This is a genomic window from Actinomycetospora straminea (genome assembly GCF_028737255.1).
GTDB lineage: Bacteria > Actinomycetota > Actinomycetes > Mycobacteriales > Pseudonocardiaceae > Actinomycetospora > Actinomycetospora straminea.
Window position 1 is genome coordinate 158,103 of record NZ_JAQZAN010000003.1, and the last position, 14,374, is coordinate 172,476.

Annotated in this window: 12 protein-coding genes and 1 pseudogene; 4 read left to right on the forward strand and 9 right to left on the reverse strand. The window is 74.4% G+C overall.

The genetic code is table 11. The features are described 5' to 3' along the window. Nucleotides 1–8: 8 nt before the first annotated feature. Complete coding sequence (locus PH190_RS30600; RefSeq protein ID WP_337993801.1) at nt 9–419, reverse strand: sigma-70 family RNA polymerase sigma factor family protein; 411 nt, start codon at nt 417–419, stop codon at nt 9–11. Nucleotides 420–502: 83 nt separating this feature from the next. Continuing rightward, a pseudogene (locus tag PH190_RS30605) lies at nt 503–895 on the reverse strand (sigma-70 family RNA polymerase sigma factor); the annotation flags it as partial. An 81-nt stretch (nt 896–976) separates the two neighbouring features. Between PH190_RS30605 and PH190_RS06130 the strand changes: the two are divergent. After that, complete coding sequence (locus PH190_RS06130) at nt 977–1,429, forward strand: carboxymuconolactone decarboxylase family protein (RefSeq protein ID WP_274230597.1); 453 nt, start codon at nt 977–979, stop codon at nt 1,427–1,429. A gap of 56 nt (nt 1,430–1,485) precedes the next feature. Here the strand turns inward: PH190_RS06130 and PH190_RS06135 are convergent, their stop codons facing one another. Beyond that, the gene (locus PH190_RS06135) at nt 1,486–2,025 is read right to left on the reverse strand and encodes a winged helix-turn-helix transcriptional regulator (protein WP_274230598.1); all 540 of its coding nucleotides are present in this window, start codon (nt 2,023–2,025) and stop codon (nt 1,486–1,488) included. Nucleotides 2,026–2,093: 68 nt separating this feature from the next. Here PH190_RS06135 and PH190_RS06140 point away from each other — a divergent pair, with 68 nt between their 5' ends. Together PH190_RS06140 and PH190_RS06145 are read left to right on the forward strand one after the other, a co-directional pair. Next, nucleotides 2,094–3,485 carry an MFS transporter gene (locus PH190_RS06140; RefSeq protein WP_274230599.1) on the forward strand — a complete coding sequence of 464 codons (1,392 nt, stop codon included), beginning with the start codon at nt 2,094–2,096 and terminating at the stop codon, nt 3,483–3,485. A gap of 32 nt (nt 3,486–3,517) precedes the next feature. Then, nucleotides 3,518–4,042 (forward strand): OsmC family protein, encoded by a 525-nt coding sequence (locus tag PH190_RS06145; RefSeq protein WP_274230600.1) that lies wholly within the window; start codon nt 3,518–3,520, stop codon nt 4,040–4,042. Nucleotides 4,043–4,148: 106 nt separating this feature from the next. On the opposite strand, the gene PH190_RS06150 is transcribed toward PH190_RS06145, so the two are convergent. Further along, nucleotides 4,149–5,792, reverse strand: a complete 1,644-nt coding sequence (locus PH190_RS06150; RefSeq protein WP_337993797.1) for an FAD-binding oxidoreductase — start codon at nt 5,790–5,792, stop codon at nt 4,149–4,151. 394 nt (nt 5,793–6,186) lie between these two features. After that, on the reverse strand, nt 6,187–7,080 hold the full coding sequence (locus tag PH190_RS06155; protein WP_274230601.1) for a hypothetical protein: 894 nt from the start codon (nt 7,078–7,080) through the stop codon (nt 6,187–6,189). A 479-nt stretch (nt 7,081–7,559) separates the two neighbouring features. On the opposite strand from PH190_RS06155, the gene PH190_RS06160 reads away from it, so the two are divergent. Beyond that, on the forward strand, nt 7,560–8,954 hold the full coding sequence (locus PH190_RS06160) for a nitric oxide synthase oxygenase (protein ID WP_274230602.1): 1,395 nt from the start codon (nt 7,560–7,562) through the stop codon (nt 8,952–8,954). Between the two features lie 62 nt (nt 8,955–9,016). On the opposite strand, the gene mftM is transcribed toward PH190_RS06160, so the two are convergent. The 4 genes from mftM to mdo all read right to left on the reverse strand — a co-directional run bounded on the left by mftM (nt 9,017) and on the right by mdo (nt 14,207). Continuing rightward, nucleotides 9,017–9,952, reverse strand: a complete 936-nt coding sequence (gene mftM, locus PH190_RS06165) for a mycofactocin oligosaccharide methyltransferase MftM (protein WP_274230603.1) — start codon at nt 9,950–9,952, stop codon at nt 9,017–9,019. Beyond that, nucleotides 9,949–11,493: a VWA domain-containing protein gene (locus PH190_RS06170; protein WP_274230604.1), complete on the reverse strand. Its 1,545-nt coding sequence runs from the start codon at nt 11,491–11,493 to the stop codon at nt 9,949–9,951. The genes mftM and PH190_RS06170 overlap by 4 nt, the downstream gene beginning before the upstream one ends. A gap of 50 nt (nt 11,494–11,543) precedes the next feature. Beyond that, the gene (locus tag PH190_RS06175; protein WP_274230605.1) at nt 11,544–12,818 is read right to left on the reverse strand and encodes an AAA family ATPase; all 1,275 of its coding nucleotides are present in this window, start codon (nt 12,816–12,818) and stop codon (nt 11,544–11,546) included. A 96-nt stretch (nt 12,819–12,914) separates the two neighbouring features. Then, on the reverse strand, nt 12,915–14,207 hold the full coding sequence (mdo, locus tag PH190_RS06180; protein ID WP_274230606.1) for an NDMA-dependent methanol dehydrogenase: 1,293 nt from the start codon (nt 14,205–14,207) through the stop codon (nt 12,915–12,917). Nucleotides 14,208–14,374 lie beyond the last annotated feature (167 nt).

Consider the following 14,374-nt stretch of genomic DNA (forward strand, 5'->3'; position numbering starts at 1 on the left):
CCCCACGATCACCGCAGCTCCACCTCGATCCCGGCGAGCACGTCCGGGTCGGCGATCATCTCGATGGCCACGATCCGCCCGTCGACGACGACGAGGTCGAACGCCGCGCGCACCTGCCCGCCCGGGGCGTAGGCCATCCCGAACGCGCCGTCGAGCAGCGCCGGCTGCGCGGCGGCGGCGCGGCCGCTGAACACGCGCGCCACGACCTCGGCCCCGCGCATGTCCTCGCAGACCGCGGGCGCGTTCGGGTTGGCGGCGGCCGCGGCGAGCGCGACCCGGTCGGCGCGCAGCTCGACGTCGGGGTCGAGGACGCCGAGCAGCCCGGCGAAGTCGCCGTCGCGGGCGGCGGTGAGGAAGGCCGCGACGACCTCGCGCCGCCGCGCCGGGTCGGGGTGGCTGTCGCCCGACCCGCCCCGCACACGCCGCCGCGCGCGGCTCGCGAGCTGCGGGCCGCGACCGGGCTGCGCTCGACGACCGTCGCGATCTCGTCGAACGGGACGCCGAACAGGTCGTGGAGCACGAACGCGAGGCGCTCGGCGGGCTCGAGGCGCTCGAGCACGACGTGCAGCGCGGCGCCCAGGGCGTCGGCCTGCAGGGCCCGGGTCTCGGGGTCGGGCTCCTCGTCGACGGCGGCCTCGGCCTCGGCGAGGTCCGACTCGGCGCGTGTCCCGCGCCGCTGCAGCATCGTCAGCGCCACGCGCCCGGCGACGGTCGTCAGCCAAGCCCGCAGGTTCTCCACGTCGGAGACGTCGGTGCGCGCGAGGCGCAGCCAGGTCTCCTGCACCGCGTCGTCGGCCTCGGACGGGCTGCCGAGCAGCCGCATCGTCACCGCGCGCAGGTGCGGGCGGTGGGTCTCGAAGGTCCCCGCCAGCTCAGCCAGATCGTCCTCGTCCATCGGTCACATCCTCGGTCCGCGAGACGTCTCCCTGGTGACCGGCGAGCGCCGGTCGACGTGACACGGATCGAGGAGATCATCATGGCCGGACGTCTCGAACACTTCACCCGCGCGCTGCCCGGCTTCGGTGAGGCGGTGGGGTCGATGATCGGCACCATCCGCGCCGCGGGCGTGCCGGACGCGACGCTGGAGCTCGTGCACCTGCGCGTCAGCCAGATCAACGGCTGCGCGTTCTGCGTCGACACGGGCACGAAGGGGCTGCGCAAGAACGGCGAGCCCGACGAGCGGATCGACATGCTGCCGGTGTGGCGCGAGGCGCCGGGCTACTCCGACGCCGAGCGGGCGGCGCTCGCGCTGGCGGAGGCGGCGACGCGCATCGCCGACCGGCCCGACCCGGTGTCCGACGAGGTCTGGGCCGAGGCGGCCCGGCACTTCGACGAGACGGCGCTGGCCGGGCTCGTCGCGCAGATCGCCCTGACCAACCTGTTCAACCACGCGAACGTCGCCATCCGCCGGCCGGTGGGCGCCTGGTGACCGGGCCATGTGAGCGGTATTCACGGTCCTGACCGTGAACTCCGCTCACGTGAGGCTCACGGCAGCGGCGCCAGGAGCCGGTGGGGGCGGCGCAGGGCGCGGCTGACGGCGTCGTCGCGCTCGGGGCGGGTGCCGTCGTCGTCGTCGGGGTCGAGCGCCCGCGTCTCCAGCGACGACGGCGCCGGCAGCGTCCCGCACGCGGGGCAGACGGCGCCGGCGGCGAGGTCGGCGCCGCCGGCCGGGCAGTCGGCGTGGCGGAACCGGCGCCGCCCGCCGCCGGGCCCCACGCGGTGCCGGTCGCCCCACCGGGCGAGGGAGAACAGCGCGGGCCACAGGTCGAGCCCGTCCTCGGTGAGCACGTACTCGTCGCGGCCGGCGGCGTAGGGGCGGCGTTCGAGGATGCCGGCGTCGACGAGGGTCGCCAACCGGTCGGAGAGCACGGCGCGGGGGATGTCGAGGTGGGCGCGCAGGTCGGCGAAACGGCGGACGCCGAAGAAGCAGTCGCGCAGCACCAGCATCGTCCAGCGCTCGCCGACGACCTCGAGCGCGCGGGCGAGCGCGCAGTCCTGACGGTCGTAGTCCTTGCCCAGCGGCACGCGGCCACGGTAACCGTCACCGCCGCTGAGGTTCAATGGCCGAACCACAACTGCTAGCGTGCTGCGACGTGACCCCGGTCGAACGCCCCCGCGCCGTGCTCGCCGTCGCCGGGACCGCCACGTTCCTCGCGCTCGTCGTCTTCACGACGCCGCTCGCGACGCTGCCCTCGACGGCCACGACGCTCGGGGCGGGCCCGGAGGCGCAGGCCTGGATCCTCAGCTCGATGAGCATCGGGCTCGGCGTCGCGCTGCTCTCGGTGGGCGCGCTCGGCGACGACCTCGGCCGGCGGCGGGTCCTCGTGCTCGGCGCCGGGGTGCTGGCGGCGTCGTCGGTCCTCGGCGCGCTGGCCCCGAACGCGCTCGTGCTCGTCGTCGCGCGCGTGCTGCAGGGCATCGGGGCGGCGGCGCTGGTCGCCTGCAGCCAGGGGCTCCTCGGCCACGCCTTCCCCGCCGGCACCCACGAGGCGCGCACGGCCAGCAGCGTGTGGGGGGCGAGCCTGGGCGCCGGGATCGCCGCGGGCCCGTTCCTCGCGTCGGGCCTCGACCGCGTCGTCGGCTGGACCGGCGCCTACTGGGCCGCCGCGCTCGCCGCGGCGGTCCTCGCCGTCGTGGCCGCCCGCGCGGTGCCGGAGTCCCGCGCCGACGTCCCGCGCCCGATCGACCTGCCCGGCGTCCTCGTCCTCGCGGCCGGCCTCGCCGCGCTGCTCGCCGGCCTCGTCGAGGGCCGCTCGGGGTTCGCCCGGCCCGGCGTGCTCGCGCTGCTGGCGGCCGGCGTCGTGCTGCTCGCGGTGTTCGTCGTCGTCGAGCGCCGGCGCGCCGCCCCCATGCTCGACCTGGGCCTGTTCGCCTCGCCGGCGTTCGTCGCCGCCACCGTCGGGGCGCTCGCGACGGGGATGGGCATCATCGCGTCGACCTCCTTCCTGCCCACCGTCGTCGAGCGCGGGCTGGGCAGCACCGCGCTGGTCGGGGCGCTGCTGCTGCTCGCGTGGTCGGGCACGAGCGTCGTCACCGCGCTGCTCGCCCGCCGCCTGCCCGCCGCGTGGTCGGGGCGGCTCCTGCTCGCCGCCGGCCTCGCCGTGGTGGCACTCGGCCAGCTCCTGCTGCTGGGGCTCGCGATCGGCGACAGCCCGCTCTCGCTCGTGCCGGGGCTCGCGGTCGCCGGCGCGGCGAGCGGGGTCGTCAACGCGTCGCTGGGCCGCGAGGCCGTCGCCAGCGTGCCCCCGGGCCGCGGGGCGATGGGCGGCGGCGCCAACAACACCGCCCGCTACGTCGGCTCGGCGATCGGGACCACCGTCATCGCCGTCGTCGCCACCCGCCCCTCCCTCGGCGCCGGCCCGGCCGCGCTGGTCGAGGGCTGGAACGACGCGCTGCCGCTGCTCGTCGCGTTCTCGCTGGTCGGGGCCGTCGCCGTGGCGGCTTGCCGACCCCGTCGGGTGCGCACCCCCGTGACGACCGGGTGACGCACGACCGATCACGGGGGAGACTCGCGGTCATGGACAAGACGAAGCTCGCCGAGACCCAGGGCCCGCTCAAGTCGCAGTACAAGGAGGACCCCGAGTCGGCGGTCGTCACGCTCAAGGCCGACGGCGACGTCGACGGCTCGGGCATCGCCTGCCGCGTGCAGACGTCCCAGGCGCTCGTCGAGGCCGGGCTGCACCCCGCGACCGGCGGCGACGGCACCCAGCTCTGCTCCGGGGACATGCTGCTCGAGGCGCTCGTCGCCTGCGCCGGCGTCACCCTGCGCGCCGTGTCCACGTCGATGGGCGTCGAGATCCGCGGCGGCAACGTGCACGCCGAGGGCGACCTCGACTTCCGCGGCACCCTGGGCGTCGCCAAGGACGCGCCGGTCGGGTTCCGCGAGGTCCGCCTGCGCTTCGACCTCGACACCGACGCCGACGCCGACACCCTCGCCACGCTGCACAAGCTCACCGAGCGCTACTGCGTCGTGTTCCAGACGCTGGCCAAGCCGCCGGAGCTCTCGGTCGAGATGACCCCGCGCCAGGCCGCCAGCGCCTGAGGGACCGCCCCGGGACGAACGAACGGCGCCGCTGCTTCGACGCAGCGGCGCCGTTCGTTCCTCCACGAGGCGCGGCGTCCGGGCGATCGACGTCGCCCGGGACGGCTCAGTCCGTGTGGTACGGGTCGTAGTGGATGTTGAGGAACGGCGTCCCGGCGTCGAGCAGCGCGTTGACGGTCGCGCGCACCATGGGCGGCGAGCCGCTGACCGTGATCTCCCGGTCGGCCCAGGCGCCGTAGCGGGCGACGACCTCGCCCACCGTGCCGGTCTCCGCGCCGTGGGCGCGGCCGTCGTCCTCGACCACGGGCACGACCGACAGCCAGGGGTTCTCCTGGGCGCTGCGGCGCAGGGCCTCGATGTCGTAGAGGTCGGCCCAGGTGCGCCCGCCGACGAACAGCGCGACCTTGCGGTCGGTGCCGTCGATGATGAGCTGCTCGATGATCGCGCGGGCCGGCGCGAGGCCGGTGCCGCCGGCGACCATGAGCAGGTCGGAGCGCGAGCGGGGGTCGAGCGTCATCTGGCCCATGGGCGGGCCGATGCGCCAGACGTCGCCGACGCGGGCGTGCGACACGATCGCCCGGCTGACCCAGCCGCCCGGGACCGTGCGCACGTGGAACTCGAGCACGCAGTCGGGGCCCGGCGCGTTGGCCGGGGACATCGAGCGCCACATCCGCGGGCGCTGCGGTGTCTCGACACTGACGTACTGCCCGGCCTGGTAGGGCACCGGCTGGCTGGTCTGCACCCGGACCACGGCGAGGTCCTGGGAGATCCGCCGGTGCTCCATGACGCGGGCCATCCACACCGCGGGGCCGCGCTCGGCGTCGGCCGCCTCGCGCATGGCCTGGGCGACGATCCCGTACGCGCCGCTCCACGCCTCCTCGACCTCGCGGGTCCACAGCGACGGCCCGGCCGTCTCGCGCAGCGCGCCGAGCAGGGCCTCGCCGACCTTGTCGTAGTGCTCGCCGATGACCCCGAACTTGCGGTGGTCGCGGCCGAGCTGGCGCAGGAAGACCGACAGCTCGTCGGGGCGGTCGACCATCTGCACCACGTGGACCAGCGCGCGCAGCAGCCGCGTGCGCTGCAGCTCCATGGTGACCGGGAACAGCTCGCGCGTCTCGGGCGCGATCCGGAACAGCCAGCCGTAGAACAGCTGGGTCAGCTCGTCGGAGCGCGGCGCGACCGCGGCGAAGCTCGACCGGATCAACGACACCATGTCGTGCACGTCGTTCGACGCGGCGGCCTCGCGCGGCGCCGGCAGCCCGACGCCCTCGGGCGCCCAGCCCGACGAGGCGTTCGGGGCCGGCGCGGGCGGCGCGGGCGGCGCGGGCGGCGGCGCGGTGGGGATCGGCGGCATCGACGACGGACCGTTGTGCCGGCCCCCGTCGTACCGGCCACCGTCGTAGGGGGCCGGCGGCGCGGCCGCCGGCGTGGACCCCGGATAGGAGCGCACGCCGGACTGCCGACCGTACGAGCCGGGCGGGTAGGTCATCGAGCTCCCCTCGGACGCCGAGCGGTAGGGATCCGGGCGATCGGATCCGGGTGTGGACGGTCGGTACGACGGGCCGTCACGGCGATCGTCGGCGATGTCGAAGACCGAGCTGTCGGTCTCGTCGGGACCGGCCGGGCGACCGGAGCCGAGGGGGCGGGAGAAGGGGCCGGAGGACGTCTCGTAGCCGTCGGGCTCGGACCGGCGGCCGTCGTGGGCCTCGGCGCCCCGCGGACCGCCCCGGTAGCCGTCCCGGGCCTCCATGCGGTGGTCGTCCCGGAGGTCACGGTCGCGGGCGCCCCCCGGCGCTGGTGACCGGCCGAGCGGTCCCCCCGCCAGGGATCGGTCGTCCCTCGCTGCGGTCACGTCTGGTCGACTCCTCGTCCCGGATGACTGATCTCCCCCGGCGTCGCGCCACCCTAGCGGCTGTCCTCGACCTGCGAACGCTACTCCCGGTCGCCTCCGGTACCGCTCCGTCGTGTCCCCGTGCGGTCAGCGTAGGGCCACGCCCGGTGAGCGGAGTCCGGCGACCCCCGGATCGGGTGACGCCGCCGATCGGCCGCGTCACCCGTCGTCGCGGGACGACCGCTCCTCGTCGTCGATCTCCGTGGTCCGCGGGGGCCGCGATCGTGTGTCGCCGGACGGGCGCCCGGCCGCGTCAGTTCGCGGTGGTGGATCCGCCGTCGAGGGGCGACGACGAGGTCGCGGACCCGTCGTCGACCTCGTCGAGGCCCCGGCTCCCGACGGCCGCGTCCTCCCGCGGGGCCGCGGCCTCGCCGCCGTCCGCGCGCGGGGTGGCCGAGGCCGTGGAGCGCGGGGTCGGGGTGGACGTGGTGGGGCGGTCGGGGGTGGTCGAGCGCGGGGTCGTGGCGCTCGGCCGGGTCCGCGCCGACGAGGTCGTCGCGCGCGGGGGTACGACCGGCTGCGGCGCGCGCCGGGCGTCGACGGCGACCGACGAGGGCTCGACGACCCGCACGGAGACGTCGGGCTCGAGCGCCCCGACGACGCCGGTGTCGACCGTCGGGACGGTGGTGGTGCCGTCGGTCTCCGGGACCGGTGTCGGCTCGGCCGGCACGTCGGGGAGACCGGGGAGCGCGATCTGCGCCCCGGTCCGTTGGGCGTCGAGACCGAGGGCGATGCCCACCCCGCCGACCGCGACGGCGGCGAGCACCGCGGCGGCCGCCGGCACCGACGACAGGCCGCGGCGCTCCCGGTGCCCGGTCCCGGGCGCGCGGGACAGGAGGCGCGCCATCTCGTCGGCGCGCGCCCGCATGTGCCGCGAGGGGCGGGGGCGGCGTCGGGCCGGGGGTTCCTCGGGGGCGCCGACGGCGTCGACGACGGCCGAGACGTCCGGGCGCCCGGGCGCGGCGATGTCGGCGATCGCGGGGACCTCCGGCAGCGCGGGCGCCGTGCGGCCCGTCTCGGCCGCGCCGACCACGGGCAGCACCGTGGTGTCGCACTCGTCGGCGGGCAGGGGCGGGGGCAGGGGCAGGGGGCCCGCCGGGCCCGGCCCGTCCGGCTCGTGGCTCGCGGGCCCCGGGCCTCGCGTCACGGTGCACCTCCCGACCCCGCGGTGCGCGCCGTCCCCGACGACGTGACGCGCTGTGTACGAGGTCATCACACGTTGTCGACGGGGCAGCGTGCCAGACGTGATCGACCGGTGACGAACGACCCGCTCCCGGAGGCCGTGTCCCGGATGGTCCGGGGAGGGACGGTGTGTGCTCAGGGTGCGCGCAGCACCCACTACAGTGGGCCCGCGTGGAGCCGTCACGGGACGCCGGCACGTCGGCGACGCCGCGCCGGGCACACCGCGTGGCGCCGGGGATGTCCGCCGACCCGATCGTGGAAACGCCGCCTGACGCTCTTCGAGAACCGCTCACCGTCGGCCAGTGGGGCGCGATTGCGCCGAACAGACGTTCACGATTCCAACGTCCGCCGGGTGATTGATCCGAACAGCGAGATCCGCTTCCGGGCACGGGGCGGCACAGTGGACGGCGGCCGCGCGGGGACGGCTCGAGACACGGAGGTGGCATGACGCGCGGCGTGGCGATCGAGGCCGTCGGCAGCGGGGACCACACCACGGTCCCCACCCCGCACCCGCGACCCCGTCCACGGCCCCGTGTGCCGTCGGTCGTCGGCACGGGCGCGCCCGTGTCCGCGGTGCCCCCGGAGGTGCCGTCGCCGGAGGTGCCCGAGGCGCCCGCCGGGGCGGAGGATCTCGTCGAGGCGCCCGTGGCCGTCGCGGCCCCCGACGTCGTCGAGGCGCCGGCGGCCGACCCGGCCCCCGAGCAGCCGGTCCGCGGCCGCACCGTCGACCCCGCCGAGGCCGAGGAGTTCCTCCGGCTCTTCCACGCCGAGAACCCGGCCGAGGGCCCCGTCGAGCCGCGGGTCGCCGCGGTGCGCGACGAGATCGCCCGCACCGGCACCTACGTCCACACCACCGCGGAGCTCGAGTTCGGCGCCCGCGTGGCCTGGCGCAGCTCCGCGCGCTGCATCGGGCGCCTCTACTGGCGCAGCCTGCACCTGCGCGACCGCCGCCACGTCACCGCGCCCGACGAGGTCGCCGCCGAGTGCGTCGGGCACCTGCACGAGGCCACCCGCCGCGGGCGCATCCGCTCCACGATCACCGTGTTCGCCCCCGACGGGCCGTCGGGCCCGGGGCCGCGCATCTGGAACGAGCAGCTCGTCCGCTACGCCGGCTACCGCGCCGGCGGGCGGGTGCTCGGTGACCCGCGCTACGTCGGGTTCACCGACAACGCCCGCGCGCTGGGGTGGATGCCGCCGAGCCCGATGGGCCGCTTCGACGTCCTGCCGCTCGTGGTCAGCGGCGGCGGCGAGCACGTGGCCGCGGGCCCGCAGGTCCACGAGGTCCCGGCGGACGCGGTGCTCGAGGTGCCGCTGAGCCACCCCGACTTCGGCTGGTTCGGCGACCTGGATCTGCGCTGGCACGCCCTGCCGGTGATCAGCAACATGCGCCTGGACATCGGCGGCATCTCCTACCCGGCCGCCCCGTTCAACGGCTGGTACATGGCCACCGAGATCGCGGCCCGGAACTTCGCCGACGCCGACCGCTACGACCTGCTCCCCGACGTGGCCGAGGCGATGGGCCTCGACACCTCCAGCGAGCGCACCCTGTGGCGCGACCGCGCGGCCGTCGAGCTCACCGCCGCGGTCCAGCACTCCTTCGACGAGGCCGGCGTCTCCCTCGCCGACCACCACGGCGAGTCCCAGCGCTTCCTGCGCTTCGTCGAGAAGGAGGAGGCCGCGGGGCGCACGTGCCCGGTGGACTGGAGCTGGATCGTCCCGCCGATCTCCGGTGGCCTCACGCCGGTGTTCCACCGGTACTACGACGAGCCCACCGACACCGGCCCGATGTTCCGCCTCGACGAGCAGGCCAAGGCGCGCGGACGCGGCTGCCCGGTGTAGGTGCGCTCCGCGCTCGTGAGCAGAAAGAGGTGCTGGAGCACGTCTTTCTGCTCACCTGGGCGTCAGCCCACCTCGATCACGAGCCAGCCGCCGTGGTCGTCGGCGACGGTGAACGGGCGCCCGGAGCGCTCGCCGAGCGCGTGCAGGGCGGCGTGGTCGAAGGTCCGGAGGTGGCCGTACACGGGCTCCGGCTCGTCCTCGTAGGGCACGGCGACCACGACGCGGCGACGCGCGACGCGCAGCGCCTCGTCGAGCACGCCGGCGGTCTCGCGCGGCGGCAGGTGCTCGAGCAGGTGGACCGCGGTGACGGTGTCGACGGCGCGGTCGGCGACGGGCAGGGTCCGGGCGTCGGCGACGACGGGACGCACGGCCTCGCCGCGGCGCCGGGCGACGGCGCCGAGCAGCCCCATGGTGCCCGGGGTGTGGTCGCTGGCGACGACGTCGAACCCCTCCTGCGCCAGGCGCAGCGGCAGGAAGCCGAAGCACGAGCCGACGTCGAGCACCGTGCGGCCGCGGATCTCGACGAGCGCCCGCTCGTGCACCGGCGCGAAGGCCGCCAGCGACGACTCGGGCGCGACGTCGGACGCCACCTCGTGTCCCGGCGCGCGCAGCACCGCGAGGCTGTTGGCGTAGAACGTCGACCAGGCCGTCAGCGGGTCGCTGATGGTCGAGCGGACGATGCCGGTGAAGATCCGCTCGAAGTCGCCGGCCGACGCGACGAGCCCTCCCAGCTCGACCGCGATCAGCCCGGCGATGTCGTCGTCGAGCTCGTCGGGCCGCAGCCGGTGCAGCACGAGCAGCCGCTCGCCCTGCCGGTGCACCTCGAAGTGCTCGGTGACCCGTTCCGGCGGCCGCGCCGCGACGAGGCGGACCGGCACCGCGCCCCGGTCGACGTGGCACACGACGACCCGCTCGTCCTCCCAGCGGCCCGGGTGGGACGGGGCGAGGGGGTCGATCCGGACGACCCCCGTGGCGGGCGCGTCCGCCAGCCCGGTCATCTGCCGATCATCTCGGCCGCCATGTCGTGGCTGACCTCGGAGAGCCCGGTGAGGTCGCGGACGACGCGGATGCGGTCGACGAACTCGGCGTAGCGCGGCAGGTCGCAGGCGCCCAGGCCCCAGGAGTAGCGGGGCTCCGGGGTCAGCCAGATCGTCTCCCGCGCGCGCCGGGTGATCTCGGCGAACGCCTCCATGTTCGCGTCGTTGCCGTTGCCCCGGCCGTCGCCCAGCACGATCACCGTGGAGCGCCGGTTCACCGCCGACCCGTGGTCGGAGAGGAACGTGCCGAACGCCGTGCCGTAGTCGGAGTTGGCGTCGACGTCGAGGAGGTCGCCGCCGAAGATCAGGCCGAGGGCGTCCTCGACGGTGTGGTCGGCGAACAGGTCGGTGACCTCCAGGAGGTCGGCGACGAACGCGAACGAGCGCACCTGGCCGAACATGTCCTGCAGGCCGTGCACCAGGTGCAGGGTGAAGCGCGCGGTGGCCCGCACCGACAGCGACACGTCGGCGAGGATCACCAGCCGCGGCTTGTCCTCGGTGCGCGAGACGGTCACCGGGCGGAAGGGCACGCCGTCGAAGCGCATGTTGCGGCGCATCGTGCGCCCGGGGTCGATCCGCCCGCGGGGGGACTCGCGGCGCTTGTGGGTCAGCGCGCCGTGCAGGGTCTTCGCGAGCCGGCGCAGGGAGTCCTCGAGCTGCTGGCGCTCGTGCTCCTCGGCGCGGTCGACCTCGGCTCGGTGCGCCTCCTCGTCGACGTGCCCGCCGTCGACGATCCGCTGCTCGATCTCCAGCAGCCGCTCGAGGTGGCGCTTGATGGCCTCGGGGAGGTTCTCGAGCATCCCGGCGAGCCGGCGTCGCAGCGCCATCGCGTCGGTCTCGTCGCCCTCGTCGGAGATGCCGTCCTCGACGCCCTGCAGCCAGCCGAGCAGGGCCTCCTGCTGGGCGACGTTGAGGTCGGCGTCGACCTTGGTGCCGGACTCGGTGGCGATGTCGCCGGGCAGGCCGCCGCCGTGCAGGCGGTCGGTCTCGATCTGCACCTTCTCGGTGGTGCCGGTCTGGTCGGTGGCGCCGTCCTTGGAGAAGACGATCTCGTCGGTCATCGCCGCGAGGTCGAGCTTGTTGGCCTCCTGGTGCAGGTTGTACTGCTGGGCCATGTCCTCGGGGTCGAAGAACTCCTTGATGTCCACCGGCTTGCCGTGGTCGTGACCCTGCTGCGGGGTCTCGCCGGGCTCCTCGGAGAGCGTGAAGTCCTCGAGCGTGCCGTCGTCGGACAGGTCCTCGTGGCCGTGCCCGTGGCCGTGCCCCCGCTCCTCGGCGCCGATGCGGACGAGGGCGAAGAACGCGTCGAAGATCTCGTCGAAGGTCGCCTCGTCCCGGATGTCCTTGACCAGCGCGACCCGCAGGGCGGCCCGCAGCGTCTCGCGGTCGGCGAGCACGCCGGGCTCGCGCGCGCAGCGCATGGCGTCGAGGACCTCCGAGGTGGAGATCCGGACCTGCCGGATGCGGAGCAGCCGGACGAAGCGGTGGATGCTGGCCTCCACGCAGGCCTCCTCTCGGGCGGGCTCTCGGGTGGGCTGAGCCAGGGGCTGAGCTAGAGAGCGCGCTTCTTGCCGAGCCCGAACGACCGGCTGCCCTGACCGGAGCTCACCGGCCGCTTCTTGGTGGGCTCGGCCTCGCCGGAGCGTGCGCGCTCCTGGTACTCCCGGCCCGGGGCGCCGTAGACGCCCGCGTGCCGGCCCTCCTGGTCCTTGGCGGCGCGGACGGCGCGCCCGTCGGGCCCGTCGTCCTCGTCGTCGTGCACGGGCCGCGCGGTCGCCGGCGCGGGGCCGCTCGAGTGCCCGTTGTCGTGCCCGTGCTCGTGCCCGTGGCCGTGACCGTGCCCGTGGCCGTGGCCGTGGCCGTGCCCGTGGGCGTCGTCGATCTCGGCGTTGGGGTCGACGAGCTTCGGCAGCGCGCCGAGGGCCTTGGTGACGTCCTTGTCGTACTTGACGACGACGGAGACGGTGTCGGAGAGGATCTGCGAGTTCAGCTCGTCGACGCCCAGCACGGCCAGGGTGCGGGCCCAGTCGATGGTCTCGGAGATGCTCGGCGCCTTGCGCAGTTCGAGCTCGCGCAGGCCGCGGACCACCTCGACGAGCTCGCGCGCGGCCGCCTCGGGCAGCCCGGTGTCCTTCGAGCGCACGATCTCCAGCTCGCGCTCGGCGGTGGGGTAGTCGAGGAACAGGTGCAGGCAGCGACGCTTCAGGGCGGCGGCGAGGTCCCGCGTGTTGTTGCTGGTCAGGATGACGTAGGGCGCGTTCTCGGCGGTGAACGTCCCGACCTCGGGCACCGAGATCTGGAACTCGCCGAGGGTCTCGAGCAGCACGGCCTCGAGCGCCTCGTCGGCGCGGTCGACCTCGTCGATCAGCAGCACGACGGGCTCGTCGGAGCGGATGGCCTCCATGAGCGGGCGCTCGGCGAGGAACTCCTCGGAGAAGAAGACGCTGTCCTGGTGGGCGATGCGCTCGACCGACGTCTTGATGTCGGGGGCGTCCTGGACGATCTCGGCGATCTTCTCGCGCAGCATCTGGGTGTAGAGCAGCTGCTTGCCGTAGTCCCACTCGTAGAGGGCCTTGGTCTCGTCCTGGCCCTCGTAGCACTGCAGCCGCAGGAAGCGCCGTCCCGTGGCCAGGGCGAGCATCTTCGCCAGCTCGGTCTTGCCGACGCCGGCCGGGCCCTCGAGCAGCAGCGGCTTCTCGAGGCGGGTCAGCAGGAACACCGTCGTGGCCAGACGCCGATCGGCGATGTAGCCCTGCGCGGCGAGCGCGTCCACGACCTCCTCGACCGAACCGAAGGGGTAGCTGGCGTCGGTGGTCGTGCTGGTCACGCGGTGTCCTTCCAACGGGTGGCGGATCGAGGGGAACACACCGGTGCCCGGTGGGCCAGCGCGAACGCCGACCTCACCGGGCACCGGACGTGGCGATCAGCTGAGCAGGTCGTCCAGGTCGCCGTTCATGCAGTGGTCGACCACGGGGCGCACGGTCGTGAACGTGCACTCCTTCGGGTTGCCCGGGGTGCAGGCGTCACCGAGGACGTGGTTGGTGATGCGGTCCACGTCGGCGTCGTTGCCCGTGATCGTCTTCTCGTTCTCGTAGAACTTGGTCGGGCCCTGGCCCAGACGGTTCTTCGAGTACGAGTCCTGGGTGACGTCGGTGAACTTCTCCGGGATGCCCACGTCGCGCAGCAGCCGGATGGACGCGGCGAGCGCGGCCTCGGCGGCCTGGACGTCGGTCATGTGCGTGGTGTCCACGCCCATGGCCTGGGCGATGCGCGCGAAGCGCTTGTAGGCCACCGGCATGTTGAACGCCCACACGCGGGGGAGCGCGACGGCGTTGTTGAGGCCGTGGTGGGTGTCGTAGAAGGCCGACACCGCGTGCGAGATCGAGTGGATGATCCCGAGGCCACCGGAGTTGAACGCCTGGGCGGCGATGTACTGCGCGTACATCATGCCCTGGCGGCCGGGCAGGTCCTGCCCGTTCCACACGGCCTCGCGCAGGTGCTCGTTGGTCAGCTCGATGGCGCGGATCGCGTTGCCCAGGCTCGGCTCGAAGTTCAGGCGCGAGACGTAGGGCTCGGAGGCGTGCGCGAGCACGTCGAAGCCGCACTGCGCGGTGAAGTCGACCGGGCAGTCGTAGTAGAGCACCGGGTCGTCGATCGCGAGGCTGGTCACCGAGGCGTCGTCGAACGCGACGTACTTGTGCGGGTTGTTGGGGTCGGTCGTGGTGTCGGTGATGACGTAGGCCCACGACGTCTCCGAGCCCGTGCCGGCCGTCGTCGAGACCGCGATGTGCGGCGGGTTCTTCGGGTTCTCGGACTGGTTGAAGCCCTCGAACTCGTTGACGTTGCGGCCGTCGTGCGCGACCGAGACACGGGCGCCCTTGCAGGCGTCGTGCGAGGAACCGCCGCCGATGGAGACGAAGCTGTCACAGGAGTTCTCCTGGTACAGCTTCACCGAGTCCATGACGTTGTAGTCCTTGGGGTTGGACTCGACCTGGTCGTAGATGACCGTCTCGATCCCGTGCCACTTCATGGACTCGGAGATCTTGTGGACGATGTCCGTGCCGCGCAGACCCGAGGTCATGATCAGCGTCTTCTTGAAGCCCATCTTCAGGGCCTCGGGGCCGATCATCTCGTGCGAGCCGGGCCCCAGCAGCGCCCGGGGGAAGGGGTGGAACTCCTTGATCGGGAACGGCTTGAGCAGCTCGTCGACCTGCATGGGTGTCCTCTCGTCGGTGCGGTCCTCGGAGCCCCGCCCCGACGGGCGGGCTCCTCGCGATCCGGCGCGACGCTAGGGGTGGCGCGGGTCACCGGGACAGGGGCGCGCGGTGATCCCGACCACGGCGACGGTGCCCGGCCTGCACCTTCGGACAGGGGGTCCGCCTG